General features: G+C 36.8%; 29 protein-coding genes. 20 read left to right on the top strand and 9 right to left on the bottom strand.

Translation table 11 applies throughout. The annotated features are described in order from the left end of the window. Positions 1-4: 4 nt before the first annotated feature. The 4 genes from MKY17_RS23735 to tnpB all read left to right on the top strand — a co-directional run bounded on the left by MKY17_RS23735 (position 5) and on the right by tnpB (position 4852). A complete protein-coding gene (locus MKY17_RS23735; protein ID WP_098372122.1) occupies positions 5-673 on the top strand; it encodes a DUF2642 domain-containing protein in 669 nt (222 codons plus the stop codon). A gap of 330 nt (positions 674-1003) precedes the next feature. Then, positions 1004-2650, top strand: a complete 1647-nt coding sequence (locus tag MKY17_RS23730; protein ID WP_098372121.1) for a spore germination protein — start codon at positions 1004-1006, stop codon at positions 2648-2650. A gap of 257 nt (positions 2651-2907) precedes the next feature. Further along, positions 2908-3399 carry a GNAT family N-acetyltransferase gene (locus MKY17_RS23725; RefSeq protein WP_098372120.1) on the top strand — a complete coding sequence of 164 codons (492 nt, stop codon included), beginning with the start codon at positions 2908-2910 and terminating at the stop codon, positions 3397-3399. A gap of 247 nt (positions 3400-3646) precedes the next feature. After that, positions 3647-4852 carry an IS200/IS605 family element RNA-guided endonuclease TnpB gene (tnpB, locus tag MKY17_RS23720; RefSeq protein WP_098372119.1) on the top strand — a complete coding sequence of 402 codons (1206 nt, stop codon included), beginning with the start codon at positions 3647-3649 and terminating at the stop codon, positions 4850-4852. 80 nt (positions 4853-4932) lie between these two features. Here tnpB and nhaC read toward each other — a convergent pair whose 3' ends face one another. From nhaC to MKY17_RS23705, 3 genes are all read right to left on the bottom strand, one after another. Continuing rightward, a complete protein-coding gene (gene nhaC, locus MKY17_RS23715; protein ID WP_098372118.1) occupies positions 4933-6384 on the bottom strand; it encodes a Na+/H+ antiporter NhaC in 1452 nt (483 codons plus the stop codon). A 49-nt stretch (positions 6385-6433) separates the two neighbouring features. Next, on the bottom strand, positions 6434-7600 hold the full coding sequence (locus tag MKY17_RS23710) for an alanine dehydrogenase (RefSeq protein ID WP_098372117.1): 1167 nt from the start codon (positions 7598-7600) through the stop codon (positions 6434-6436). A gap of 234 nt (positions 7601-7834) precedes the next feature. Next, on the bottom strand, positions 7835-9244 hold the full coding sequence (locus tag MKY17_RS23705; protein WP_098372116.1) for a sigma 54-interacting transcriptional regulator: 1410 nt from the start codon (positions 9242-9244) through the stop codon (positions 7835-7837). Positions 9245-9406: 162 nt separating this feature from the next. Here MKY17_RS23705 and MKY17_RS23700 point away from each other — a divergent pair, with 162 nt between their 5' ends. The 6 genes from MKY17_RS23700 to MKY17_RS23675 all read left to right on the top strand — a co-directional run bounded on the left by MKY17_RS23700 (position 9407) and on the right by MKY17_RS23675 (position 13588). Then, positions 9407-9847: a GNAT family N-acetyltransferase gene (locus MKY17_RS23700; RefSeq protein WP_098372115.1), complete on the top strand. Its 441-nt coding sequence runs from the start codon at positions 9407-9409 to the stop codon at positions 9845-9847. Between the two features lie 50 nt (positions 9848-9897). Further along, complete coding sequence (locus tag MKY17_RS23695; RefSeq protein ID WP_098372114.1) at positions 9898-10428, top strand: PepSY-associated TM helix domain-containing protein; 531 nt, start codon at positions 9898-9900, stop codon at positions 10426-10428. Between the two features lie 14 nt (positions 10429-10442). Continuing rightward, entirely contained in the window at positions 10443-10865 is a 423-nt protein-coding gene (gene fosM / locus MKY17_RS23690) for a FosM family fosfomycin resistance protein (RefSeq protein WP_098372113.1), read from the top strand. Positions 10866-10893: 28 nt separating this feature from the next. Then, positions 10894-11586: an aspartate/glutamate racemase family protein gene (locus MKY17_RS23685; protein ID WP_098372112.1), complete on the top strand. Its 693-nt coding sequence runs from the start codon at positions 10894-10896 to the stop codon at positions 11584-11586. A 600-nt stretch (positions 11587-12186) separates the two neighbouring features. Further along, positions 12187-12384 carry a hypothetical protein gene (locus MKY17_RS23680; RefSeq protein WP_098372110.1) on the top strand — a complete coding sequence of 66 codons (198 nt, stop codon included), beginning with the start codon at positions 12187-12189 and terminating at the stop codon, positions 12382-12384. 322 nt (positions 12385-12706) lie between these two features. Continuing rightward, positions 12707-13588: a hypothetical protein gene (locus tag MKY17_RS23675; RefSeq protein WP_098372109.1), complete on the top strand. Its 882-nt coding sequence runs from the start codon at positions 12707-12709 to the stop codon at positions 13586-13588. Between the two features lie 255 nt (positions 13589-13843). Here the strand turns inward: MKY17_RS23675 and MKY17_RS23670 are convergent, their stop codons facing one another. Both MKY17_RS23670 and MKY17_RS23665 read right to left on the bottom strand, forming a co-directional pair. Further along, on the bottom strand, positions 13844-14254 hold the full coding sequence (locus MKY17_RS23670; RefSeq protein WP_098372108.1) for a DUF3021 domain-containing protein: 411 nt from the start codon (positions 14252-14254) through the stop codon (positions 13844-13846). Next, positions 14251-14709, bottom strand: coding sequence for a LytTR family DNA-binding domain-containing protein (locus MKY17_RS23665; protein ID WP_098372107.1), 459 nt, complete (start codon positions 14707-14709; stop codon positions 14251-14253). Before MKY17_RS23665 ends, MKY17_RS23670 begins: the two co-directional genes overlap by 4 nt. A 440-nt stretch (positions 14710-15149) precedes the next feature. Here MKY17_RS23665 and MKY17_RS23660 point away from each other — a divergent pair, with 440 nt between their 5' ends. Further along, entirely contained in the window at positions 15150-15602 is a 453-nt protein-coding gene (locus tag MKY17_RS23660) for a DUF4279 domain-containing protein (RefSeq protein ID WP_286177103.1), read from the top strand. Positions 15603-15870: 268 nt separating this feature from the next. Next, complete coding sequence (locus MKY17_RS23655; RefSeq protein ID WP_034310892.1) at positions 15871-16539, top strand: DNA alkylation repair protein; 669 nt, start codon at positions 15871-15873, stop codon at positions 16537-16539. A gap of 188 nt (positions 16540-16727) precedes the next feature. Here the strand turns inward: MKY17_RS23655 and MKY17_RS23650 are convergent, their stop codons facing one another. From MKY17_RS23650 to MKY17_RS23635, 4 genes are all read right to left on the bottom strand, one after another. Continuing rightward, a complete protein-coding gene (locus tag MKY17_RS23650) occupies positions 16728-16892 on the bottom strand; it encodes a YjcZ family sporulation protein (RefSeq protein WP_076370340.1) in 165 nt (54 codons plus the stop codon). 309 nt (positions 16893-17201) lie between these two features. Beyond that, positions 17202-18290, bottom strand: a complete 1089-nt coding sequence (locus tag MKY17_RS23645; RefSeq protein ID WP_098372106.1) for a nitronate monooxygenase — start codon at positions 18288-18290, stop codon at positions 17202-17204. A 34-nt stretch (positions 18291-18324) separates the two neighbouring features. Beyond that, entirely contained in the window at positions 18325-19527 is a 1203-nt protein-coding gene (locus MKY17_RS23640) for a YbfB/YjiJ family MFS transporter (RefSeq protein ID WP_286177102.1), read from the bottom strand. A 46-nt stretch (positions 19528-19573) separates the two neighbouring features. Continuing rightward, positions 19574-19963 carry a tautomerase family protein gene (locus MKY17_RS23635; RefSeq protein WP_098372104.1) on the bottom strand — a complete coding sequence of 130 codons (390 nt, stop codon included), beginning with the start codon at positions 19961-19963 and terminating at the stop codon, positions 19574-19576. A gap of 166 nt (positions 19964-20129) precedes the next feature. On the opposite strand from MKY17_RS23635, the gene MKY17_RS23630 reads away from it, so the two are divergent. The 8 genes from MKY17_RS23630 to MKY17_RS23595 all read left to right on the top strand — a co-directional run bounded on the left by MKY17_RS23630 (position 20130) and on the right by MKY17_RS23595 (position 26064). Next, positions 20130-21020 (top strand): LysR family transcriptional regulator, encoded by an 891-nt coding sequence (locus MKY17_RS23630; RefSeq protein ID WP_098372103.1) that lies wholly within the window; start codon positions 20130-20132, stop codon positions 21018-21020. Between the two features lie 253 nt (positions 21021-21273). Beyond that, on the top strand, positions 21274-21630 hold the full coding sequence (locus MKY17_RS23625) for a DoxX family protein (protein ID WP_069981781.1): 357 nt from the start codon (positions 21274-21276) through the stop codon (positions 21628-21630). A 30-nt stretch (positions 21631-21660) separates the two neighbouring features. Next, complete coding sequence (locus MKY17_RS23620; protein WP_098372102.1) at positions 21661-22428, top strand: pirin family protein; 768 nt, start codon at positions 21661-21663, stop codon at positions 22426-22428. 44 nt (positions 22429-22472) lie between these two features. After that, complete coding sequence (locus tag MKY17_RS23615) at positions 22473-22916, top strand: MarR family transcriptional regulator (protein WP_098372101.1); 444 nt, start codon at positions 22473-22475, stop codon at positions 22914-22916. Positions 22917-23359: 443 nt separating this feature from the next. Beyond that, positions 23360-24571 (top strand): macrolide family glycosyltransferase, encoded by a 1212-nt coding sequence (locus tag MKY17_RS23610; RefSeq protein WP_098372100.1) that lies wholly within the window; start codon positions 23360-23362, stop codon positions 24569-24571. A 261-nt stretch (positions 24572-24832) separates the two neighbouring features. Continuing rightward, the gene (locus MKY17_RS23605; protein ID WP_142323974.1) at positions 24833-25285 is read left to right on the top strand and encodes a DUF4279 domain-containing protein; all 453 of its coding nucleotides are present in this window, start codon (positions 24833-24835) and stop codon (positions 25283-25285) included. Between the two features lie 178 nt (positions 25286-25463). Further along, positions 25464-25637 (top strand): hypothetical protein, encoded by a 174-nt coding sequence (locus MKY17_RS23600; RefSeq protein WP_169803995.1) that lies wholly within the window; start codon positions 25464-25466, stop codon positions 25635-25637. A 277-nt stretch (positions 25638-25914) separates the two neighbouring features. Then, positions 25915-26064 (top strand): hypothetical protein, encoded by a 150-nt coding sequence (locus MKY17_RS23595; RefSeq protein WP_179891190.1) that lies wholly within the window; start codon positions 25915-25917, stop codon positions 26062-26064. Positions 26065-26406 lie beyond the last annotated feature (342 nt).

Raw genomic sequence — 26406 nt, 5'->3', positions numbered from 1 at the left:
GATTATGAATAAAATCTTACAAAAGCTCAGAGGAGAAACAATTAATATAGAAATTTCTGGAAAAAAATATTTTTTCGGTACACTGGTTGATACTGGTATTGATGTAGTGGTTATCTTTAATGGACAGGATTTTGTGTATCTTCCAATAAATCATATTCAAAATTGCAAAGTAAATACTACGGAAAACGAGGAGATTTTCCTTCCTGTAGACTCACCTGGAATTGAAGCTGAGGAAGAATTATCACTACGAAAAACTCTTTTATCCGCGAAAGGGATGTTCACGGAAATATACGTAACTGGTAACCAGCCTTTACACGGTTATATAACAAGGGTGATGAATAATTACTTTGAATTCTATTCACCAGTTTATAAGACTATGTATATACCTTTATTTCATTTAAAGTGGATTATCCCATACACAGACAATCAAACTCCTTATGGTTTAAGTAACAAGGATCTTCCTGTACATCCATCAAAACTTTCAATGGCAAGAACCTTTGACGTACAAGTGGAAAAACTGATCGGTAGCTTAATTATTTTTAATATAGGAGAAAATTCCAATTTAATTGGACAAATTAATAAGTTAGAAGATAATTTTGTTGAACTTATTACGGCAAGGGAGGAACCTGTATATTTAAATCTTCATCATATTAAAACAGTTCACCTACCCTGAATTAAAGGCAGCAAATATGCTGCTTTTTTTGATATTCCTTTTCTAAAGCGTAAACAAGGTGAGAATATTTTACGAAAACCCACTTCTGGTGCTTGAAATAAATCTCTAAATTCTATTAGTAAGCTGATTTTCTTATTGCCATAACGTGCGTTAGCTAAAAATCGGAGCTGTCTTTAAGTCAGCTTTTTCTTATGGAAGAGGGGGCAGGATGGTTACATAATGAATACCTAAATATTAGATCTAATAATATTGTTGGGAATGATGTTATCCATAAAAAACAATTTTTTGGGACAGAATAAAAAGAAATAGGATTGAAAGAGGACCGGTGCTATGGTTTCTTTTTTTAAACAAAAAGGACAAATGAAGAAACGCAAGAAGCAAAAGATAGACGAAAAAGAAAAAGATCAATCTATAATTAAAACACCCCAAAATATTGACAGCTCTATAACAGCCAATCTGGATATCGTGAAGCAAAAAACAGGAAACAGTCCGGATATCATTATACGAACGTTGAAAACTAGTCAAAATCCTGAGATTAAGGTGTCTATTTTGTATGTACAGGGTCTGATAGACAATCTAAGTGTTACAGATTTTTTAATTGAATCCATCATGAAAAATCCACTTCTAAAAGAAAAGTTACTTCCACATGAAGCGCTGGAAGTGATCTCTAAAGACGTGGTTTCACTCGGCGGTGTAGAACCCGTCACGGACTGGGGAAAATTATTTTTGTCATTATTATCAGGGGATAGCGTCATTTTTGTTGATGGCATAAACATAGCCCTGGTTGCCAGTACAAAAGGGGGAGAAAGGCGTTCTGTTCAGGAACCAAGCACAAATTCAGTGGTCCGTGGGTCAAGAGAAGGGTTTACTGAATCGAATGCAACAAACATAGCCCTGGTACGCCGCATCATTAACAGTCCGGATTTATGGATAGAGTCGATGAAAATAGGCACTGTGACAAAGACGGATGTTTCCATAATGTATATAAATGGGATTGCAAAAAAAGGAATCGTCGAAGAGGTCAAAGAGCGCTTAAAAGGAATAAATATCGATAGTATTCTTGAATCAGGATATATTGAACAATTGATAGAAGATCAGGTCATGACCCCATTCCCTACTCTTGATCATACAGAAAGACCTGATAAGGTCGCTGGCAATCTCCTTGAAGGAAGGGTAGCCATTTTTGTTAACGGAACGCCTTTTGTCTTGTTGGTGCCTGCGTTATTTATTCAATTCTTTCAATCTGTCGAGGACTACTATGCTCGCTTTGATATAGCCTCAGCTATACGTTTTTTACGTATTTTTATTTTCTTTATTTCGCTAATTGCCTCGTCTGTTTATGTAGCAGCTACAACGTATCATCAAGAAATGATTCCAACAAAGCTGCTCGTCATTCTTGCAGCACAACGGGATTCCGTTCCTTTTCCGGCAGTTATCGAAGCATTCATCATGGAAATAACATTTGAACTCTTACGAGAAGCAAGCTTAAGGATGCCCAAAGCCATTGGGGCGACTATGTCCATTGTTGGTGCCCTGGTGATTGGGCAGGCGGCAGTTCAGGCTGGAATTGTTTCACCGGCAATGGTCATCATGGTATCGATCACGGCCATTGCAAGTTTTGCAACCCCTTCCTATACCATGGCAACTGCTGCTCGCTTGCTGCGGTTCGTATTTATCATTTGCGCAGGTGCAATGGGGTTTTATGGTATGAATTTAATCTTTTTTGTCGTCCTAGTCCATTTATGTAGCCTGCGTTCCTTCGGAGTTCCTTATATGTCACCATTTGCTCCGCTTAATACGGAAGGACTAGGCGATACATTCTTCAGGAGACCATTGTGGGCGTTTAAAAAAAGACCCGAATTTTTAAGCTCCAATACTAATCTGAAAAGAGAAGGCGATAATCAAAGGCCACTGCCTCCTACATCACGTGGAATGAAGACTTCTAACATGAAGAAGGGTGACAGCACTGAACCGTGATATGCTTTTACAAAACGGGTGCGTTAGCTTAAGATCAGAGCTGTCTATAAGGCAGCTCTTTCTTTATGCAACTTAAATGGAAGAAAAAATTACGACTATTAAAGTAGATGGTTCAGAGGAAATATTAAATGAATTTGAGCTTAGTTAAATAATGTGTTCTTACAGAACTAACGGGCCAGGTTAGTTATAGAATTAATAAGGTGAAACTCACCTTAATGATAAAATTAGATTAGTTGCATCATTAAAGGGGGAGAAGGGTGGAAATTCGTTCAGTGAAAGGGTCAGATTATTATGCAATATCGCCACTGATAAATGAGTGGTGGGGCGGAAGGCAAATGTCTGATATGTTACCGAAATTATTCTTTGATCATTTTACAAATACAAGTCTCATTGCCGAAAAGGAAGGGAAAATAGTCGGTTTCCTAATAGGGATTCTATCTCAATCTCAATCTGATGAGGCATATATTCACTTTGTTGGCGTACATCCTGAATACAGAAAAAATGATATCGGAAGACATTTATACAATCAGTTTTTTAATGTCGTTCATCAAAATGGTCGCATTATTGTCCGTTGTGTAACGTCTCCTGTCAACAAATCCTCAATTGCCTATCATCTCAAGATGGGATTTGAAATGGAAGAGGGAGATAAATTAATTGATGGTGTTTCAGTCCACTCTGACTATGACGGACTAAATCAAGATAGAGTTTTATTCATGAAACAGTTATCAAATTACGGGGACTGGCAATGAAATCCTATCCTTAATGAACGAAGGTCGGCCAGTATAAATCACTGGTCGACCTTTTTTCATAGAACTTATATAGCGGGGCTGTCAGCTAAAGTGTTTTTATCATTTCCCACCAGATGACTCCCTCTTCAAGCGTGTGAAGGGCGAGAGCCCAACGGTAAGGGAGATGAATGGCGGTTGGCATAAGCCAAAGTAATCTTTTGACAAACGTATGTTCGTTGGTTAATAATAACTATAAGGTGGTGAAATTATGGTCGTAAACAAAGCTTATAAATTTCGGATCTACCCAACTAAAGAACAACTAGTTCTAATCAATAAAACGATCGGTTGCTCCCGTTTTGTCTATAACTTCTTTTTAGGCAAACAAAAGGAGAAAGATGCCTACTGGTATATCTGTGAAGAAATGAAGCAGAATGGCCAATTACCCTCTAATGGATGGGAAGGTTCTTTTCTGAATAAATACGCAACAATCAAAGAACTTCCAGCTTTAAAGAAAGAGTATTCTTTCCTGAAAGAAGTAGACAGTATAGCCTTACAGAAATCGGTGGAAAATTTAGCAGATGCCTATAGTCGATATTATAAAAAGCAAAACAAGTCACCACGCTTCAAATCCAAAAAGAATCAGGTCCAGTCCTACACGACTAAACATACGAAAGGAAATATCGGAATAATAGGAAACCAAATCAAATTGCCCAAACTCGGTCTAGTACGTTTTGCTAAAAGCCGCGAAGTCGAAGGGCGAATCATCAATGCCACAATCAGGCGGAACCCTTCGGGTAAATATTTCATTTCCGTTTTAGCCGAAACCGATGTACAAGTACATCCTAAAACGAATCGTTCGTGCGGTGTAGATGTTGGCTTGAAGAACTTTGCGATTCTTTCAGATGGTACGGTCTATCAAAACCCAAAATTCTTCCGGACGGTCGAAAAAAAATTGGCCAAAGCACAACGGATTCTTTCAAGGCGACAAGAAATAGCCTTGAATCGAAAAAAAACATTGGCTGAAGCCAAAAACTATCAAAAACAAAAACGAAAAGTGGCCATCCTACACGAAAAAATTTCAAATGCCCGAATGGATTACTTACATAAAGTCTCTACCGAAATTATCAAAAACCACGATGTTATTGGAATGGAAGACTTGCAAGTGTCCAATATGATGAAAAATCACAAACTAGCTAAAGCTATCAGTGAAGTATCTTGGTACCAATTCAAAAAAATGTTGGAGTACAAAGCAAAATGGTATGGTAAAAAAATCGTGACCGTATCTAAAACGTTTGCTTCTAGCCAATTGTGTTCTAGCTGCGGGTACCAAAATAAAGACGTTAAACATCTGAATCTTCGTGAATGGGATTGTCCTTCTTGTTCTACTCACCACGATCGAGATATTAACGCGGGACTCAATCTAATGAATGAAGCCATAAGGCTTCTAACCGTAGGAACGACGGGGATAGCCTAATTAAAAATTGGCCGATAGGCTAATGTTCTTAGGAATCTCCCACTTCAATCAGACCGTAAGATTGATAAGTGGAGGGTAGTTCAATCATTGCTTATCTTTTTCTGCATGAACGTTTTTTCTTCCGGATTTTCTTTATCCTTGTTCACATTTCCTTTTTCTTTAAAGATTGCAAATCCTGTTAGTGCGTAAATGATGGCAAGAATAGGTGTTAAGACGGCTTGATAAGCATAAGGGAAAAAATCCAAAGTCGAGACTCCCAGTACCCCTGATAAATAAATGGCTGTTAACGACCAAGGAACGAGATAGGAAAACATGGTTCCGCCATCTTCTAATGTTCTGGAAAGGACGGTTAGCGATACGTTATGTTTTTTATAAGCGGATTTAAACATTTGACCAGGCAATATTATGGACATATACTGGCTTGCTGTAAGCATATCTGTCACTAATCCTGAGAATAAGGTTGTTAAAACAAGACTTCGTGCACTTTTGATCGCATTCTTAATGCTGCCTAGAATAGCACTTACAATCCCTGTTCTTTGTAATATTTCTCCAAAACCGAGAATTAAAATAGATAGAGTAACAGTCGGCATCATGCTTGCTATACCGCCTCTATTAAGTAAGTTGTCGACTTGTTCGACACCGGTTTGTATTTGGAATCCTTTAGATAGTGCGGTGAAAATGGTGTTTATATCATAATTTGTTTGAATTAAAGCAGCAGCAATCACCCCGCCTAAGGCTGATATTAATAAGGCAATTAATGGGGGAACTTTCTTGGCAGCCAATAAAATCGTTATAACCGGTACAAGCAGCAAAAAGGGGCTGATTACAAAGTGTTCAGACAATGTATCTGTAATTAAATCTATTTTGGTCACATCCAAAGAATTATGGGAAAACTTCATTCCCTGAATTCCATACAAGATGGTACTGATGACTAGTATGGGGAGAACGGAATAAAGCATGGACCGAATATGGCTCGTGAGTTCAACACCCGTAACTGCCACTGCCAAGTTAGTAGTGTCGGCAAATGGCGAGATTTTATTTCCAAATATGGCCCCCGATACAACCATGCCTGCCGTTAATGCAGGTGGTATTCCCATTCCATAGCCAATGCCCATAAATGCAACCCCAAGTGTTCCGGCTGATGCATAAGCGCTGCCGATAAAAAAGGAGGTAACACATAATATCAGAAAGCCTGATACTAAAAACACGGTGGGAGACAATAATTTTAGTCCATAAAAAATAATGGAGGGAACAATCCCCGAAACAATCCAAGAACCAATAACCATACCTACACTCATTAAAATCAACACGACCAGCAATGATTTCTTGCAACCATCAACAAAATATTCTTGCAGTTCCTTGCCTTTAAATCCCTGTGTTAATAGAACGATGGAAATTGCGATCGTTGCGACAATAAATACGATATCAGTAGGCAGTTTCAAAATGCCGTTACCGATTGATAAAACCGTTATCAATACAAGAATAGTCAGCAATGCCACCTTGAGTGAAACCTTTTTTTCAACTTCATTCATGGATTTTTCTCCCCCCTTAACACTTCTTTCTTTTTAAATGGTTGATATGCTAACTCATTTTCATCGGTAATTTTGTAGTTGTAGCATTAGGTACAAAATCGAGATCATTGCGATCCGTTAAACCCAGTGCTTCTTCCGGAAATGTGAATTCCCTGCCTTGAACGACACATGTTTCTTCATGTGTAAGAATGCCTTTATATACGGTTAAGCTTCTTCTTAAGAATCCATCTCTCCTGCACGCCTCGGCTACACCGTTGTTCGCGATGGACCGGATATGAGGCAGCACGGCTGCAGCATAGGCTTTAGAGGCAGTATGTGGTGCAGCTCCTGGTATATTATCCACTCCGTAATGAACTACGCCGTCCAACACATAAGTAGGGTCTGCATGTGTTGTCGGTTTATAGGTTTCAATTGCCCCGCCAACATCCGCACTGATGTCTACAATCACTGAACCTTTTTTCATGATTTTTAACATATCTCTAGTAATTAAATGATCTTTTCTATGTTTTGGCCATTTAACACAATTGATGACTAAGTCTATATCTTGAAGGACTTTTTTGATGCTTTGTTGATTGGATATCATTGTGTTTACATTTTTAGGGAAAATTTCTTGGCAATGTCTTAATGCACCTATATTGATGTCCATCAGGGTAACGTCAGCACCTAAGGCGGAAACAATTTCTGTAGCTGCCTTTCCAACAATTCCAGCACCAAGGACCAGGACATTCGCTCCCGGTGCGCCGCCGACTCCGCATATAAGCTGTCCGTTTCCTCCATTAATACTAAGCAAATGATAAGCTCCCATTAAAGCGCCTAATTTGCCTGCAACTTCGCAATTCGGGGAACCGTATCTATGGGAATCCTCTGCCGTAAGTGCAATCACCTTTTTCTTCATTAATACGTCCACTTCTTCTCTGTTTGAAGCCGGATGGAGGCAGGCGAAGATCAATTGATTTTCCCTCAACAGCTCATATTCTTCGGGTGAAATTTCCTTAACTTTCACAATAAAGTCGGCTTCCTTATATATTTCGTCCATGGTCAGTCTGATATGTGCGCCTGCTTCCACATACTCCTTATCAGTGAAGCCAGCTTTCAAACCAGCTTCTGTCTCGATCAACACGCAATGCCCATCTCCGACTAACTCAGCAGTTTCTATTGGTGTAAATACAACGCGATCTTCTCCAGCCTTGATTTCCCTCGGCATACCAATTTTCATACAATACCCCTTCTTCCTATTTTTTTATAGAGAGGAAATGCTTTATGTTACATCTGTAAACTAAGCAAGAAGTATGCCAAAAGATCTCATCATTTTCCGCTGTTTTATGCAGGAAAATAAGAGTTTCGCATTATGATAATGTCGATTTCAGATAGTGAAAATGATTGAATTGTTAATATTTAAGCAATGGATGTTATATTTTGGGCACTTTCTACATCGTTTATTTGTCCATTGTTAGCTTTTGGGCACTATTTCGTACAATCGGATCTTATTTTGCAAAGTCTGTCTTGGTATTTCGAGTAATTTAGCTGCTTGCGATACGTTGTTTTTGGTTTCATGGATTGCTTTTTCGATCATGTTCCTTTCTAATCTGGCAACAGCATCTTTTAATGGTTCAATCTGAAACTCTTCTTCACAATGTCTAATGAAATTTTTCACACGCTCTTCAATATCTTTCATTTGAAGTGTATCTTCCCATTCATCTATTTGATTGATCGCAAATTCAACAATATGTTCCAATTCCCGTACATTCCCTGGCCAGTTGTACCTCAAGAGAAAGTCATATACTTCTTTGGATACGTTGGTAATATTTTTGTGAAGCAGCACATTATATTTAGAGATGAAAAAATCCAATAAAGGCTTAATATCATTTTTCCGTTCACGTAATGGCGGAATATTGAGCGTCATTACACATAATCTGTAATATAAATCAAGCCGCATATCTTTATCCTTTACACAATCTTCAGGGCGTTTATTGGACGCCGTGATTATACGCACATCAACCTTTCTAATATTTCTATCTCCTAATCTTCGAATATATCCGTCCTGCAGTACTCTTAATAACTTGGACTGGAGATGAATGGGCATCGAGTTGATCTCATCCAGGAAAATGGTTCCTCCTTCCGCTATTTCAAATAAACCTGGATTATTTTCTGCTCCTGTAAAACTTCCTTTTATTGTACCGAACAGAATACTTTCAATTAAGGCTTCCGGAATGGCTGCACAGTTTTGCGCAATGAAAGGCTTTTCTGCACGAGTGCTGGCATTATGCAGTGATTGGGCAAATAATTCTTTTCCTGTTCCTGTTTCACCATATATAAAGACGGGTGAGCTTCCTTTAGCGATTTTTTCGGTTAAACGCTTTAAATTCTTCATTTCCTCGTTATCAGTAATAATATCTTTTAGTGTATATTTGGCCCGTTCCGGCCGAATATTTTCCAGTAATCGTTTATCGCCTTTAAACATTTCTGAATTGATTTCGATTACATTATTAGGAGTTGAATCTTCTTTACTTCTTTCTTTCGACAATTCAATTGCTCCAATAATTTTCCCATGGGCCCTGATTGGTAAAGAAATATTTGTGGTTTCAATTTTCCGTCCCATAAAATCAACAATTTCTTGCTTGCCTTTAAAAATAGGGCGACCTGTTTTCAGGGCATTTAATAATGTGCTCGATTTTTCATTCAACGTAGGAAATACAGAAAATAAGCTTTCTCCTAATATTTCCTCCCGTTCGAGAGTTTCAGAGTGAAATCGCGGATTAAATTTGATTGTAAATAAGATTGTCCCTTTATTATCGATAATGGTAATGCCATCAATGTATTTCAATTGATTCAGAACCTCATAATTATCCAATCTGTTCATTGTTTTCTCCTCCATAATAGTTGTCTGGTATTTTAGGTGATTTTCTTCTGCTTAGGCAGATCTTCTTTTATGGTCCTATAGAAACAGGTTAGTTCACATAAGATAAGATATAATTTGGATTAATATACAAAATTTTAATGAAAATAGAAAGGAAGCATGAATATGATAGAAATGCTGCCACTGACATCGGAGAATATGGAGCAATGTATTGAACTCTACATGAACGTGTTTAATCGTGAACCATGGAATGAAAGTTGGACATATGAAACGGCTAAAGAGAGACTTTCCGACTTATTTCATACGCCTAAATTTCTTGGCTTTTTATTTCAGGTTGATCACAATACTGTTGGTTTTGTTGCTGGAAATAGTAAGGTGTCTTATCAAGGTTTAACTTTTTATTTGGCAGAACTTTGTGTAAATAATGAAATGCAAGGTAAAGGGCATGGCTCAAAGATGCTTCAATCTTTAGAAGATGAACTGCAGAAAAGAGAGATTAAAAGTCTATATTTATTAACTGCTAATGACGGGCTTGCAGAAGCATTTTATCTGAAAAATGATTATATTGTAAATGAAGATCGGGTGGTTATGAAGAAAAATTTATAATTGTATGAATATTACTGTTTTGAAAAATAGTCAAAGGATGTGATGGAACATTGTCGAAATCTGTAAAGTTGTATCAATTAAGCCGAAAAATACATAAATGGACTGGATTGGTTTTATCCGTTTTTTTTATGTTCATCGCAGTCACAGGCCTCGTGCTTGTTTATATGTTACCACTCGGAGTGGCTGATGAGTTAAGGACGGGGAAAGAGGCAGGTCCAGATCAAGCGATACCTATGGAGAAGGTCGTGTCCATTGCTACGTCACAGGATCTTCCAGGTGCAGACTCGGTTGAAGATATATTTAGAATTGAATATAGACCAAGTGCAAATGTGTACCAGGTTCGCTTTAATAATGGTCAAAATGTTCAAATAGATGTGAGTACGGGAAAAGTGTTATCCACAAATCCAGATTACTCGACGTTCCTCATCACTTTGCATGATGGAACCTTCTTTGGTGATTGGTATAGATACAGTATCCTCACAATGACCGGTTTATCCTTAATCCTGCTGTCATTTTCAGGGTATTACATGTTCGGGTATCCTCTTTATAAGCGTCTAATGGCGAAAAAAAAGCAACCTTAATATGAGGTGGTAGAGTGTCTATAAAAGGTTTGAATCACTTTTTATTTTCAGTTTCTAATTTAGAGAGATCCATTGAGTTTTATCGAAATGTTTTTGATGCAAAATTGTTAGTTAAGGGGATAAACACTGCCTATTTTGATTTGAATGGAATGTGGCTTGCCCTGAATGCAGAAAAGGATATACCCCGTAATGAAATAAGCCAATCATACACACATATAGCATTTTCCATAGAAGAAGCTGACTTTATGAACATGTACGAGAAACTAAAGGAATTGAAAGTAAACATCCTGTCAGGACGTCCAAGAGATGAAAAAGATAAGAAGTCCATTTATTTCACTGATCCAGATGGTCATAAGTTCGAGTTTCATACAGGTACTTTACAAAACAGAATAGATTACTACAAACAAGAAAAAGCACATATGGAGTTTTTCGACTGATAATTAAACTATGAAAAGGGGAATCTTTGTGAAAACTATTGGCCTTATTGGCGGAATGAGCTGGGAATCGTCGCTGGAATATTATCGACTCATTAATGAGGAAGTGAAAGCCAAATTGGGAGGATTGCATTCAGCCAAGTGCATTTTATATAGCGTGGATTTTGAAGAAATTGAACGCTATCAAGCTGAAGGGGATTGGGAAAGTTCCGGTAAATTATTAGCCGATGTAGCTCTGTCTTTGGAAAAGGCAGGTGCCGAAATGATTGTCATCTGTACAAATACGATGCATAAAGTGGTCGGATATATTGAAGAAAAAGTCAGTTTACCGATTTTACACATTGCTGATTCAACCGCAAAACAAATTAAAAAGTCCAAAATCAGTACGGTTGGTTTACTTGGCACTAAATATACGATGGAGCAAGACTTTTATAAAACACGAATTGAGTCTAATGGTATCAAGGTTTTGATACCAAATGACGAGGATAGAAAAGTGATCAATAAAGTAATTTATGAAGAATTATGTTTAGGGGAAATCAAACAATCATCAAGAGATCATTACAAAAAGATTATCAAGGGGTTAGTGGATGAAGGAGCGGAAGGAATAATATTAGGCTGCACCGAAATTGGATTACTGGTAAAACCAGAGGATTCAGAAGTGCCATTATTTGATACGGCCGCAATCCATGCCGTAGATACTGTTAATATGGCATTGGAAAAATGAATTGATTAGACACTGAGCTTCAATAAAAGGGGTTGCTGCGGCAGCCTTTTTTTTGTGGAGTTAAAGGGGAAGGATAATTCAGGTAATATGTAACCAAATAAATGGAATTATGTGTTAAAGTTTTACTAAGAAGACTGGGGACTCTGTAAAGGGAGATAAAGATGAGAAATGTAATATATATATTTATTACTAGTTTGATTTGGATATTATCAGGAACTTTATTGTTCATCCATAGTAAGGGGATGTTGAATGTTAGTCCTTGGGGGATGCACAATTTTGTTAATATAACGATACAAATAGCAGTTATTCTATTACCGGTTATTGGGCTATTTTTGTCCATTCTTATTAAGAAAAGATTCATAAAGTACGTAATGACTTTAGGATGCTTAATAAACATTTATTATCTCTCCATCCCATTTATCTTTGTCTGGTTACATTACTTTAAGGTCAGTTAATAAGGCAGATTACATTGAAAATTAAACTAACAGGAGCTTTTCTTCAATCTTTAAACATTTTCTACAATATTGTGCTTCTACAGCTAATGAGGCAAGTTAGTGCATTTGAAATGAATTTATATTGCAGTAAAGGAGAAGGGTGGATTTGATTAAGATTGATACAGTTTTTTCATATGTTCTTCTCGGTGTGATAGTTTTTTACGCCTTGGAGCGGGTAGCTGCTGGTTCAGGTTTCGGGGTATTAGTTGGCGGGAGTTTTGGTTTACTTTTATATATAGCTAATCATATTAGTAAGTATCAGAAAACAATGAGTGATAAAGAAGAACCTGATGACAAGCAATAAATTTTATTAATATGCTAGCGGGTGCTTTACATCAAAAACAGGGTTGCTGTGGCAGCTCTTTTACTTATGTACAGATAATGCCTAAAACGACTATTATCTGTACATAAGTAAAAAAAGGAAAAGTGGGTGTTATAGATATATAAAATCATATTATTCATCGTTATCGTCGTTATGGGTCTGATGGGGTGCAGAAATGCTCCGACGGAGAGCAATTATTCACAATAAGAAAAGTTAGAACAATTCATTCAAGAGTTTAATGAGGGAAAGGAAATTAAGGCTCTGTGTACGAATGTAGAGATGATACAACAAAAGGGGAATAAAAATGAAAGATATGCTTTCCACAAAGCTTAAATCTGTCTTGATCGTCAGCAGTATTCTCGGAGGGTTCTTTCTCCTATTGGAACTTCGAACAGGTTCGCCAATCTATTTTATATTCGCGATGGTATATGCCTTCATAGGCAATGTTGTTTACGGGTTACCCGTTTCCTTTCTTTCGGATTTTGTAACAATGAAAATCGGAAAGAATCGATTTAATTTCGCATCCTTGTTCTATCTGGTATTCGGTTTTCTGCCCTCCATATTTTTAGGAGAACTCGGAATTTATGCGGTCATCTGCTCTTTGCTCTTCTTCCTATCAGAAGAATGGCAGAGAATGAGAAAACACAACAGGGGGATAAAGCCGGCCAACAAGGTAATAATTACGAACACGCTAACTACTGTTATCTTATTCTCTTTAGCTTTATTTGGGTCAATGACTGTCTCGGGTCCATTGTTTGAAAAGCATACAAATGAATTCTATTTCATTCCAAAAGGGTATGAGGGTGAAGTTAGAGTGGTGTACAATATCAAGGATGCTCCAAAACCTAAAAAAAGTGAAGACTTTGATATTTATCGAATTAATGAAAAAGGATACACACTCAGTCCGCTTCCTGAAAGAGAAGGGATTATCAATAATCAATATTTTTATATTGATAAAGAAGGAAATAAAGAAAGAATTGATGATTCTTGCATTAATCTTGGAGGTTCGGAAGGTGTACAAATAGATGACTACTCGAAAATACAGACACTCAAACATGAGCGTCTGTATTTCGGGTTTTTGTTTTACTTATTGTATGCAGACATTGAATTGATTCAGCGTCTAATTGATGAAAAAGCTACCGAAAAAATATTGTACACGAATGCATTAAAATGGTATTTTAAGTAATTAAGCCATAAGATTTAGAATGAAAATTTAAAGTTTGTGAGTGAGTACACTTAAACTAACGGGTGCTTTAGTTCAATAAGGGAGGTTGCTGAAGCAACCTTTTTGTTATGCAACTAAAGGGGCAGTTTACTTTAATAACCACAATATTTCTGTATGGAAAATTAAACAAAAAATCTTCCAAGGCGGAAGATTTTTTTATTTTAAATTGGGATATCCTTGCTAGCCCAAAGCCCAGTACCTCATAAACATCAATTCTCATAGTTTCTTTAAATCATCATTTAATTTCCGTGCTTGATTTTTGAAGTAAAGATAAAATGCAACCCAAAAGATCGTATAGACGACAATGGAAATTAAGAGTGTTAACAAAATGTTGGTAATATTAAATGGAATCCAGCCAATCGTGAGTGCCAAGATGAGGTATAGGATTATGATGGTTAAAAAATGGAGAATCGTCTGCTGGGATAGTTTCAAATTCCTGTTTTCAAAGTATAAGGGACTGACTGTAAAAAACCAGCCACAAAGAGCGGAGCCGATGGAGTTTTTCAAAAATAATGGTCCATCTATCATTTCGAAGCCACCGAAAAGGATATATAAATTGGTGACTAAAACCGCAATAAAGCATCCGAAGAAAATACCGATAAAACTGCGGATTATAAATGTTTTCATTCTACTTTCCTCCTGTTCAATTTTAGAGCTTCTTTAATCGCAGGGACATAGGTACGAGACACATATTCTTTCTTTCCTGATTTGAAGTAAACGCAGAGTGTACCATTGAATAATGCTTCAAAACGGCTCAATTGATTCAAATTGGCGATAACCGATTTAGACAGACGGATAAATTTTTTAGAAGGGAGCATGGACTCGAGCTCATATAATTTCTCTTTTAAAATAAAAGAATCTTTTTCTGTTACGGCGATAATATGATCGTTTTCAGTATGAAAATAGTGGATGTCATCCGGTTTGAGAATATGTTGCATTTCTCCCTTTTTTCCAATCAGGAATTGTTGCTCCCTTCCATAGATGCAGTCAATTAGTTCCTGTATATTTTCATCCAACTCAGGACCTTCGATGGTAACTCTTGTTTCTTTAAATGCTTTGTCAATATTAAGGAAAAGTTTCAAATTTCAGACACCTCTTTTCACCTAAAATCCTCTCATTGACTTTCTAATTTATTGTATGATGAAATTCCTTTCAAGTCTCCATAATTCCAGTAAGTGGAAGAAAAATGAAGGGTAACTTGTGGAAAATAGTTGGTGACTTACATAAAAGGAATCATATGATCCGTTTAACGAAAACAACAATTTGTTGAGGTAGTTATAAAGAAGGCCATAAAACCTTCAACTGTGAGAGAGGAATGGTTACAGTATTTTTTGATGAGTATTATTCATTACTTTGTGAAGTATTGTACTTAAAGTAACGGGTGCGTTAGCTGAAGATCGGAGCTGTCTTTAAGGCAGCTTTTTCTTATGGAACTATCGGGGCAGGTTAGTTGCATAAGGGTGATATAATAATTTCAATAGAAAAGATGGAAAATGAGAACTACTGGGAGGGAAATTTGTACTTGGACAAAACTCAAGTAATGGTTTATTTCTGCTTGTATGGAGATGAGTTTCCAATAGATTATGTGACCGAAACGTTAGAAACTGAACCAACAAAAACCTATAAAAAGGGTGAAGTCATTGTAAGACCTCATAATCCAAATGTTATTTCAACGAAAACTCTTTATCGAAAAGAAACAGCCTGGGAATTAAGTACGGGCTATCAAGAATCCTATGATGTGAAGGAACAAATGGACCAGATTTTAGGACCGTTAAAAAATAAAGCAGCTATACTAAATCAGGTAAAAGCAAAGTATAAACTGGAATGTAAAATCTTCATCGTTATTATTATGGAAAATGGAGATTCACCGGTTTTGTATCTTGATAACGAACAGATTGAATTTGCAAATAGTGTTAAAGCTGAAATTGATATTGATTTGTATGCAAACCCTTATGAAAATGAATATGACGACTAAAAAAGCACAAACTTCCTTCAACTAACGGGTGCGTTTCTTTAAAAAGGAATGCTCTTTTCGTATCCAATTAAAAGGAAGTAAATGTTATTATTATATTAAAGATGGTTGCTCTTCTATTATAGGTGGAGAAAGCTTTAATACGATATATACTACAATATTAACTTTGGAGGCACACCACTGCAATAAGACTTATAACGAAATTAAGTTCTTGATATATCCCGTCAAGGACATATTATGAAACAGTGCTTTAATAAAGGAGTTGTATAAAATGAATGAAAATAAAGGTACAGAAATAAAACGCTTTTCAAAAGCAGAAAACATTCTACCTCAGATCAATAGTAAAACTAAGCTAGGCGACTTACGAAAAATCGCGAAGGACATTAAAAAAGATCACGAACTAGCTATGGAACTTTGGTCAACCGAAGAGTTTTTGCCCAGACTATTAGCAATCTTAATTATGGACAAAAAACTTCTTTCACAAGATGTGCTAAATAAGCTTGATAAGGATATGCAGACTCACACTTTTGATGAGCGAAATAACTTAATGGATTGGTTAATGGCTAATCAGCTCACCAAAGACAAGAAGAAAATTGCATTGATGGAGTCATGGGAAAATAGTCCTTCTGCTCTTCAAAGGCGAGCTTTCTGGTATTATCAAGGGCGATTGAGATGGACTGGACAAACACCGCCTGATAACACCGCATACTTGCTATCTGCATTAGAAGCTAATATTACGCAGGAAGAACCGGAAGTTCAATGGGCTATGAATTTCACCGCAGGCTGGATAGGCGTTTATGATGAAAAGAATCGTGCACGTTGTATTAAACTTGGTGAGAAAACGGGTCTTTACAAAGATGAAATAGTAGCAAAAGGATGTACTCCCAGCTATTTGCCGGAGTTCATTACAATTGAAGTTAACAAACGACATAATAATTAGTTACCTCTGAAAAAGGATTCTAAGCGTAGGAAATTCGGGGCTTTATTTTTCATAAAATGTATTATCATAGTTTTTCGCGTTTTGTCGTCTGGACCATAATTAGAGTGTTCAAAATAACTATCATTCCTCAGAAATAGGAATCAAATTTGAAGAAGCCGACCAATAAAGGTCGGCATTTTTCATACTATTTAGCAGCAGCCTCCGTAACCGCCCCCGTAACCATAGCCACCGCCGCCGTATCCACCGACAAAGCTAGCTCCAACAATGATTAGGAGTATAAACAATACGACTATAAAGGCGAAACCTCCACCAAATCCAAAACCGTCATCACAACTTGATTCACAACGTGACATCTAGAAACATCTCCTTAATTGTTTTTAAGGAGGAAATTAATTAAATGGGTAATATCACATTATGCTCAAATTAGGAAAATGACACAATAGTTTCCACTCCATCTCTGTTCATAGGATAAAATGTTGGAGGTACCTCTTAATGAGCTAACGGGTGCGTTAGCTTAAGATCGGAGCTGTCTTTAAGGCAGCCTTATCTTTATGAAACTATTTAGGCAGTAAACACTTGCTACTATTATAGAGAAACGATGCAAAAAATGGTCACCAGGAATATCTGGTGACCTTATTGTATGAATGGCAATTTTAGATTTATTAAAGAGCAGTGAGCTGCTGCCTCAACATTTTAGATTCAGACATAATATCGTTCATTAATCTTTCAACGGTTTGACTCTTGGCTAATCTTGGACTTTGTCCAGACCAGAGGGACATGAAATCTGGATTATTTTGTCCACTGCACGTTTTTCTAATTACTTGAGTTAATAGGTTTTGAACAGGAAAATCGGGTACAAGCAATTCATGCTCCACCATATCTGCAATGAATTTGTTTTTAATACCTCTTGCCCATTTACCAGAAAAGGCACGAGTAAAGGTTGTCTGGTCTTCATCAGCATTCAAAATGGCTTCTTTATGTACCTTATGTGCCCCACTTTCTATACAAGTCAAGAAAGCTGTACCCATTTGTACACCTTGTGCTCCTAAGAAGAGTGAAGCCATTAATCCTCTGCCATCCATAATTCCTCCTGCAGCAATAACAGGTATGCTTACATTGTCAACAGCCTGCGGAATAAGTGACATTAAACCTACTAGGCTCTCCTGATGACCATCAATAAAGTTCCCGCGATGCCCGCCAGCTTCACTGCCTTGCATAACAATCATATCCATTCCCGCTTTTTCATTTTCAACGGCTTCCCTTACCGTTGTAGCTGTTCCTATAAGAGTGATGTTATGCTGTTTTAATTCATTAATCACTTCCTTAGGAGGAATACCAAATGTAAAGGAACAAATAGATACATTCTCTTCAATGACAACCTTAACTTGTTCAATGAAGCTTTCATAAATTTTTTTATAGTCAGGAATGTCAAAGCTGTCTGTTTGTTCTAAATTTAATTGCTTACGAATGGTGTGTAAAAGCTGGTTAGCTGATTGGACTGCGTCAGGCGTTACGTTAAATTCGTTTGGCACGAATAGATTGATGCCGAAAGGATTTGAAGTTAACTGCTTGATTTCTCTAATCTGCTCTCTCGTTTGTATTGGTGTCTGATAGCCTGCTCCGATCATTCCAAGTCCTCCAGCATTGGATACCTCGGCTACTAAATTCGAAGTGGTGATCCCGCCAGCCATAGGAGCTTGTATAATAGGATTCTTAATCTTCAAATGCTTCATCATTTCATTATTTAACATCAATGACTCCCCCAATTTTGTATATTAATCCTAATTAATTCTCTTCTGTTTTTTTTATATTGGATGGATGAACGTTAGGGTTGATCTCGAAATGAATCCCACTTGAAAGCAAAATTGCCCCAAAGAAGACAACACTTGCTGCACCAATAAAAGCAGCATTAAAATCATGTGTGAGTGATGATAAAACCCCAGCAAGGGTTGGTCCTATCAACTGTCCAATAGCATAAATAGCGGTCAAAATGCCAATAGTCCGACTGCTATCAGATGGATTCATTTCCCGTCCCAATGTTGTAGCAAGGGTGGTGATACCCATAAACGTGGCTCCAAATAATAAAGCACTTATGACAAAACTAGTTTTTGACATCCAAAAGGCTGGCATCGCAATACCAAAGGATTGCAGAGCCATTGCAAGCACTAAAGATTTAATGAATCCCCATTTTTTAGCTAGTAAAGACCAGATGAGACACGATGGAATCGCAGCCAATCCCACCATCATCCAAACTAAGGTAGCACCATTATGAAAGTATGTGGTCTTTTCAGCGATGGATACGATAAACGTTCCGGTAACAATGTAACCCAATCCTTCTAAACCATACGCAATAATCAACCATGTAAGCCATTTAGCGGGAGGTACTTTTACAATAATAGCTTGTTTATTTTTCTTCTCGACAACGGTAGGGGTTTCATCGAGCCAGATCCATACAAAGATCGCAAGAATTCCACTCACAACAGCTAATCCTATCCATGTTCCTTCCCACCGAAATAAATGGTTTAAACTCGGAATCATTAGACTGGATAAAAAGATTCCCAAACCTACTCCCCCATAAAAAATCCCCGACCAACTGGTTTTTCTTATAGTTTCAAGTTTATCTAACACGATACCGGAGGCTAAGACCAACACAAACGCACTGGCAAACCCTGATAGAAAGCGAAGTCCATTCCAAAGTAAATGAGAGTATGAGAGACCCATTAGGGCAGTGGTTAAGATACTGATGATTAGACTTATTCTTAACAAAATGGTTCTATACTTCTTAAAAGGAATGGCACCTGCTAAAATTGCTCCAAGCAAATATCCTGCGTAATTACTGGATGCTATATAACCAGCAACTGTATTTGATAAAGAAAGCTCTTTTTGCATAAGGGGAAGGATGGGAGTATATGCAAATCTTCCAATCCCCATAGCAATGATTAAAGAAAATATTCCCCCTATTAAAAAAAGATAAGTTTGATTCTTCAAAGATTCTCCTCCAATGAAATTGTATACGTTAAGCATACCTTTATAGCTATAATGAACCTGTTAGAAACTGTGCTTCCCCTCGTCCAAAACTCCAGTCAGCATCGCTGTTTTCTGTTATAGAAACCATCAAGTCCTGTGGAGAAATCCCACAGTCCGATTCAAGTTTATGAGCAAGAAGTGAGTATAAGGTTTCTTTCTGTTTTTCAGTTCTTTTTTTACTTACAATACTAATGATTACTAGGTCTTTGCTTCTTTTAAATCCCAGTCCGGTATCCTCGATTATTAGCTCATGCGGCGGGTGCTGATGAACTATTTGATAACGATCACTTTCAGGTACTTGGAAAGCTTCCACCATCGCATGGTGAGCCGAATCCAATAATTTTTTTAACGTTTCTTCGCTTCTTCCTTCTACCAAATCAAAACGTAATAATGGCATTTTGTGTATCTCCCCTCAAAATAAATAATGGTTTTAGAGTGTCCAATTGAAATGTGGGATATTATAAGCATATCTTTTCTTTGCCATATGGTATAATACTTAAAATTTATATTTGGTATCACTCTTAATGATGGCTAAAGGATAAATCAACTAAGGAGAGATTATTTTGGATTTGCATTCATTAAAAATTTTCCAGAGTGTTGCTCAGATGGGGAGCATTTCTCAAGCAGCAAGGGAACTTCAATATGCACAGTCAAATATCACGATGAAAATACAGCAGCTGGAATCGGATCTTCAAACAACTCTTTTTTATAGACATAATCGCGGCACTGCATTAACTGACAAAGGAAGCATGTTGCTAACATATACAGAAAAAATATTCGACCTCATAGAAGAAACCAAAAATATGATGAATGATGATCAAACACCTAGAGGTCCGTTAAATATTGGTTCAATGGAAACAACCGCAGCAGTTCGCTTACCAGTCTTGTTTTCAAAGTATCATAAAGATTTTCCGGAGGTCGATTTAACTTTAAAAACAGGCTCTACTGAACAAAATATTCAAGCAGTCCTTCAGAATGAATTGGACGGAGCTTTTGTGGCTGGACCCATTAATCACCCCAATCTCATTCAGAAAGAAGTATTCGAAGAGGAACTAATTCTCATTACAGATACAGTTCATCCTCCTATATCTTCTATCGAAGATATTCAAACAAGGACGCTGCTTGTCTTTCATGCAGGATGTGCTTATCGGGAAAAGTTTGAACTATGGTTAAAACAAGAGAAGATGATACCAAATAAGATAATGGAATTTGGCACTATAGATGGGATCATCGGCTGTGTCGCAGCTGGTCTAGGTATAAGTATGCTTCCACAAAGTGTTATTGCAAAGCATGAACAAGACGGCCTTAGACAACATTCAATTCCGAATCTAAACGGAAAAGTCAAAACAGTATTCATTTATCGAAAAGATAAGTATGCACCTGCGTCTTTAATGAAATTTATCAATATGTTAAGTGATGAGGAGGAATTGTTAGATAATGAAAGGTTAATTTAAGCGGGGGTTATATTAACAGGTCCATTACTTCAATAACAGGGGTTGCTGCGGCAGCCTTTTTTTTGTGGAGTAAAAGGGGCAGGTTAGTTTAATGAAAATAATCATGAATAGTAAAACAACAACTGAATAACTAAATTGGTATTTTTGTTGACATGAAACATATCCTAATGTTAGGCTATTTTTATCCTAATGTCAGGATAAATAATTATAGGATAAAAATTAGTGAAATAAATGGAAAAAGGGGAGAGAAATAATGAGTGTATTGTCAATTATTCTTCAAGTTATATTAGGATTGGGATTCCTAATGTTTGGATTTATGAAGTTCGGATCAAAGCAAATGGTGGAAGGGTTTAAGCATTATGGGTATCCAGGATGGTTTAGAGTGTTTACAGGTATGGCAGAAGTCGTTTCAGCGGTATTGGTTATCGCAGGTATTTGGAATGAGAGTTTAGCTGCATGGGGAGGATTATTCATTGTAATAACGATGATTGGTGCCGTTTTTACTCATATTAAAATGAAAGATACTGTAAAACAAATGATGATGCCGATCATTTTATTCATTCTTGGATTAGTGGTTCTACTTATAAATTTCGGAGCTTTGCTTGGATAAATAGCCAATTGACCTATAGGAGGGTTAAAAATGGAAATTAAAATTATTAAACCAGAAGATCAAGCACACGGGCAGTTTGATGACGGAAAAATAAAAGAGCAAAAACCGATTGGCTTTTCTGGAGAAGGGTCTCTAATAAATCGAATAGGACCATTATTTTACTGGGCTTGGGGGCATTCTCAAGAACATGCAGAAATTGGGCTGCACCCACATCAAGGTTTTGAAATCATCACCTATGTGATAAAGGGTAAAGCTTATCATCGGGATACACTTGGTACGGAAAGTGTTGTAGAAGAAGGGGGAACCCAGCTCATGCAAACAGGCTCCGGTGTGTATCATGCAGAAGCATTAAAAGAACCATCGGAAATCTTTCAAATCTGGTTTGAACCGCATTTAAGTCAGGCTGTAAAACGTACACCGTCTTATTCACAATACGACTCCAATGATTTTTCTATAACGGATAAAGATGGTGTGAAAATAAAAACATTACTAGGAAATGATTCGTCAATGAAAATCGTGACAGATGCTTCCATGTGGGATGTAATCATTCCAAAGGGAACAGTATATACTCATGGCATTTCATCGGATCGTATATTAGCTGGTTTAGCCATCAGAGGCGATGGAGCATTTTCATTAGACACGAATGAACCCACTCGTGTAGCAGAAAAAGATTTTGCCATCGTTCAATCAGGACAGGGCGGAGACATAACAATTCAAGCGTTAGATAAAGACTTTAGAATCTTCCTAATTGAAGTTCCGACTGAAGTTGATTATCCTTTATACAGAAAACCAAAATAACCAATTGTAATTTCAAAAGTTAGTTGTAATAGGAGGTTCGGTGAATGTATCAAGGAGATGAACAAAGCCAGATTGATTTACGTCTTTTCCGTATCTGGCTTAAGGCAAGTAAAACTATTTTTGGTCATGTCGTTAAAGATATTGAAAGACACGGGATTAGTTCAGAGAATTTTATGATTCTGGAACTTCTTTATAATAAGGGACCCCACTCCATTCAAAAAATTAGTGAAAAATTGTCTATTCCAAGTGGGAGCATCACTTACGTTGTGGATAAACTCGAAAAAAAAGAATTCGTTAAAAGGGAGCCAAGTCCAACAGACCGCCGAGCTTCAAACGTAGTTCTAACTGATAAAGGACAAAGTTTATTTAAAGAAATCTTTCCCCAACACGTTGAAGTCATATCTAAAAATTTGTCTTTTATAAGTAATGAGGAAAAAATACAGTTAGCGAATCTGCTCAAAAGGCTTGGACTAGGTGCACAGGATTGAGATAACCAAATAAATAAAAACATCACAGAGGAAGAAAAATAAGCGATTGTAAAAAAGAAGAAACGGTGCGTGCACCATCTTCAAACAATACCTTACAAACAAAGACCGTTTAATTATGGTCTTTTTCTTTTTGATAAGGCTATGTTTGAATTTGTAGTTTTTGAAGCGAAGATTTTAAGTTTTGAAAGATTTAATCATTTCATCTGCTCAAGCAATTCATACCTAAAAAGACTATCATCTGTACATAAGTAAAAAAGAAAAAGAACAATCTGGCCCTTTATTTGAAGAAGAATGGTACCTAAACGATATTAATTTTAGATTACAAGGGTGATTAGGAGTTTGAGGTTTTCAAGTATTGTACTATGATAAATTTAAATTATTTGAGTTGGGAAGGGTATGGGACAGTGACCATACTCTTACAGAATTACCTAAGGAGTGATAAAATGTCACGTGTTTTATTTATTAATGGTGGATCAGAAGGACATATCAATCCAACTCTTGGAGTTGTGCAAGAGCTTATTTCGTGTGGAGAAGAGGTAGTGTACTTTACGATAGAAGCTTTTCGAGAGCGTATTGAGAAGACGGGAGCTACTGTACGAACATTTGACGGTGAAAAATTTATAAAAGCTTTTATCTCAGGTGGAAGAAATTATTTACTCGAAAGAATCAACGGTCTTTTACGTACGGTAGATATCGTCATACCTAGCGTTCTTGAACAGATCAAAGGAGAGCATTTTGATTACATCATCCACGATTCTATGTTTGGTTGTGGACATTTACTTGCCAAAATCCTTAAGCTTCCTGCAATCAATTCTTGTACTTCTTTTGCGCAGACAAAAGCATCATTCGATAAAATGTTGGAACAGCTTTGTAAAGAAATCCCTACAGAAATAGTTAAAAGTATATACGATGAATTTCAAAGCCTGACGGGAATGGTGAAGGAGAAATATGATGTGGAGATCCATTCTCCTTACGAAGTTTTTTGTAATCCTGCACCACTTACAATCGTTTATACAACTTGGGAGTTTCAACCTTTTGGAGATTTTGGAGAAGCATTCGACAAAACATACAAATTTGTAGGTCCATCCTTCTCTTCACGATTAAAACAGGATAACTTTGACCTTGCTGCTATCAAAGGAAAAAGTCCCATTTACATTTCACTCGGGACAGTTTTTAACCGTGCTGTTGATTTTTATAAGCTTTGTTTTGAAGCATTTGGAAATAGCAATCACACGGTTGTAATGTCGATCGGTCAACAAACCCCACTAATTGATTTAGGAGAGATCCCCCAAAACTTCATTGTGAAAAAATATGTTCCACAAACGGAAGTGCTAAAATACACTAAATTATTTATCACACATGGTGGTATGAATAGTACCAATGAGGGACTCTACTACGGGGTTCCGCTAATTGTAATCCCACAAAGCGCGGATCAGCCGATTATTGCTCAACAAGTTGCCAATATCGGAGCAGGTATTAAATTACAAATGCAAAGCTTGAATGCAAATCAACTGCGTGAAGCCGCAGATCATGTGTTAAACGACCCATCTTTCCATAAAGCTGTTTCGAGTATAAGGGAATCCTTTCAAAAATCGGGTGGATATCACCAAGCGGTTGATGAGATTTTTGAATTTAAAAGTCAATATGATATCTAAATCCTAAAATTTATCAGCTGCCATTATCGGTGGCTGATAAAAGGTTTTGAAAAACATCAACCGAGAATGTTTCAAAAGATATTACGTCAGGGATAATTTAAACCTTGTTCAACTAACGGGTGCGTTAGCTGAAGATCGGAGCTGTCTATAAGGCAGCTTTTTCTTTATGCAACTAACTGGGCAGGATAGTTGAATAAGGGTGATATAATAATCCTCATATAAAAGATGGAAAATGAGAACTATCGGGAGTGGAATTTGACCTTGGACAAAACTCAAGTAATGGTTTACTTCAGCTTGTATGGAGCTGAATTTCCAATAGATTATGCGACCAAAACGTTGGAAATTAAACCAACAAAAACCTATAAAAAGGGTGAAGTCATCGTAAGACCTTATAATCCAAATGTTATTCCAGCGAAAACTCTTTATCGAAAAGAAACAGCCTGGGAATTAAGTACAGGCTATCAAGAATCCTTTGATGTGAAGGAACAAATGGACCAGATTTTAGGACCGTTAAAAAATAAAGCGGATATAATAAATCAGTTAAAAACAAAGTATAAACTGGAATGTAAAATCTTCATTGTTATTATTATGGAAAATGGAGATTCACCGGGTTTGTATCTTGATAACGAACAGATAGAATTTGCAAATAGTGTTAAAGCTGAAATTGACATTGATTTGTATGCAAACCCTTATGAAAATGATTTTGAAGACTAAAAAAGCACAAACCTTCTTCAACTAACGGGGCAGGTTAGTTCAACAAGCGTAGTGTATACGAACTGTGCATATTTAGATTTATTATCTTATCGATTTCCTCTCTTTCAAAAGTTGAATAAAAAGCACTTTCTATTCAACTTTTCTAGAAATATAATTAAACGGAAAGGAGGCAATAAGAATGAAACATAATTCTATGCACCAATGGCATAAAGAGCATAATAAACGGGTAGCAGAATTTCACAAAAAACACGCTGCTCAAGTAGCTAATGGAGAAAACGGAAACGGTTGGTTAGCCAAGCTCGAAACGTCTTTTTTTAATAAAGTACTTGTTCCTCTTAAAGTTGTGAAATAACATCTTTTTTTCTGCTCCTGTTCTTTGAGGAGCAGTTATTTTTTGATTTTATGTAAATACTTTGTGACACAGTATGTGTCAACTCTGCAATAAGTCTTATAGAACTAACAGGTGCGTTAGCTGAAGATTGGAGCTGTCTTTAAGGCAGTTTTTTCTTAATGGAACTAAAGGGGAAGGTTAGTTCAAATAGCATAATTTATTCGAACTGTGCAACATAATCATTACTTTGGAATATTTTTTGGTTTACTACGAATCCTAATTTTAGGAGGCTACAAAAATGAAAAAACAAGAAAAATCAAAAAAACTTGGCCAAAAAGCCGATTCAATGAATGCTTTGGATCAGGGGTTAAACTTGTTTCCACAAATAGTTAATAACGCTATTGGTTTTGACAAGGGGAACGACGGTAAAATAAATAAAAATGATTAAATTGAACGCCTTTTTGGGGCGTTTTTCTATCTTTTCTAATGATCTTCTCCATCCTACTCCCTCCTTCACTTGTCAACTCAACAATTAGTCTTATAGAACTAACAGGTGCTTTACTTCAATAACAAGGGTTGCTGCGGCAACCTTTGTTTTCATGTGGACCTAAAGGGCTAACGAATGGGCTCTAATGATATAGTTTATCGACCTTCCTCTCACAGCCTTAGCATTAGTATTGAAGGTTTTTCGCCATTTTCATTCTCAGTGGTGAAGCGCTGATTTTTGCGCTTCATGGGTGGCAAACGGGAAGGTTAGCTACATGGGAAGTACCAATAATTTGTAAAATAA

Source organism: Peribacillus sp. FSL P2-0133, assembly GCF_037975445.1.
In the GTDB taxonomy this organism is placed as follows: Bacteria; Bacillota; Bacilli; order Bacillales; family DSM-1321; genus Peribacillus; species Peribacillus simplex_E.
The sequence above is the reverse complement of the archived record's forward strand: the minus strand, read 5'-3'. Positions and strand labels throughout refer to the sequence as shown.

Bases quoted from the DNA above. Each gene is read 5' to 3' on its own strand.
- MKY17_RS23735 (WP_098372122.1), top strand. From the start codon at position 5: ATGAATAAAATCTTACAAAAGCTCAGAGGAGAAACAATTAATATAGAA.
- MKY17_RS23730 (WP_098372121.1), top strand. From the start codon at position 1,004: ATGGTTTCTTTTTTTAAACAAAAAGGACAAATGAAGAAACGCAAGAAG.
- tnpB (WP_098372119.1), top strand. From the start codon at position 3,647: ATGGTCGTAAACAAAGCTTATAAATTTCGGATCTACCCAACTAAAGAA.
- nhaC (WP_098372118.1), bottom strand. From the start codon at position 6,384: ATGAATGAAGTTGAAAAAAAGGTTTCACTCAAGGTGGCATTGCTGACT.
- MKY17_RS23710 (WP_098372117.1), bottom strand. From the start codon at position 7,600: ATGAAAATTGGTATGCCGAGGGAAATCAAGGCTGGAGAAGATCGCGTT.
- MKY17_RS23705 (WP_098372116.1), bottom strand. From the start codon at position 9,244: ATGAACAGATTGGATAATTATGAGGTTCTGAATCAATTGAAATACATT.
- MKY17_RS23700 (WP_098372115.1), top strand. From the start codon at position 9,407: ATGATAGAAATGCTGCCACTGACATCGGAGAATATGGAGCAATGTATT.
- MKY17_RS23675 (WP_098372109.1), top strand. From the start codon at position 12,707: ATGAAAGATATGCTTTCCACAAAGCTTAAATCTGTCTTGATCGTCAGC.
- MKY17_RS23670 (WP_098372108.1), bottom strand. From the start codon at position 14,254: ATGAAAACATTTATAATCCGCAGTTTTATCGGTATTTTCTTCGGATGC.
- MKY17_RS23655 (WP_034310892.1), top strand. From the start codon at position 15,871: ATGAATGAAAATAAAGGTACAGAAATAAAACGCTTTTCAAAAGCAGAA.
- MKY17_RS23650 (WP_076370340.1), bottom strand. From the start codon at position 16,892: ATGTCACGTTGTGAATCAAGTTGTGATGACGGTTTTGGATTTGGTGGA.
- MKY17_RS23645 (WP_098372106.1), bottom strand. From the start codon at position 18,290: ATGTTAAATAATGAAATGATGAAGCATTTGAAGATTAAGAATCCTATT.
- MKY17_RS23635 (WP_098372104.1), bottom strand. From the start codon at position 19,963: ATGCCATTATTACGTTTTGATTTGGTAGAAGGAAGAAGCGAAGAAACG.
- MKY17_RS23625 (WP_069981781.1), top strand. From the start codon at position 21,274: ATGAGTGTATTGTCAATTATTCTTCAAGTTATATTAGGATTGGGATTC.
- MKY17_RS23620 (WP_098372102.1), top strand. From the start codon at position 21,661: ATGGAAATTAAAATTATTAAACCAGAAGATCAAGCACACGGGCAGTTT.
- MKY17_RS23615 (WP_098372101.1), top strand. From the start codon at position 22,473: ATGTATCAAGGAGATGAACAAAGCCAGATTGATTTACGTCTTTTCCGT.
- MKY17_RS23610 (WP_098372100.1), top strand. From the start codon at position 23,360: ATGTCACGTGTTTTATTTATTAATGGTGGATCAGAAGGACATATCAAT.
- MKY17_RS23600 (WP_169803995.1), top strand. From the start codon at position 25,464: ATGAAACATAATTCTATGCACCAATGGCATAAAGAGCATAATAAACGG.
- MKY17_RS23595 (WP_179891190.1), top strand. From the start codon at position 25,915: ATGAAAAAACAAGAAAAATCAAAAAAACTTGGCCAAAAAGCCGATTCA.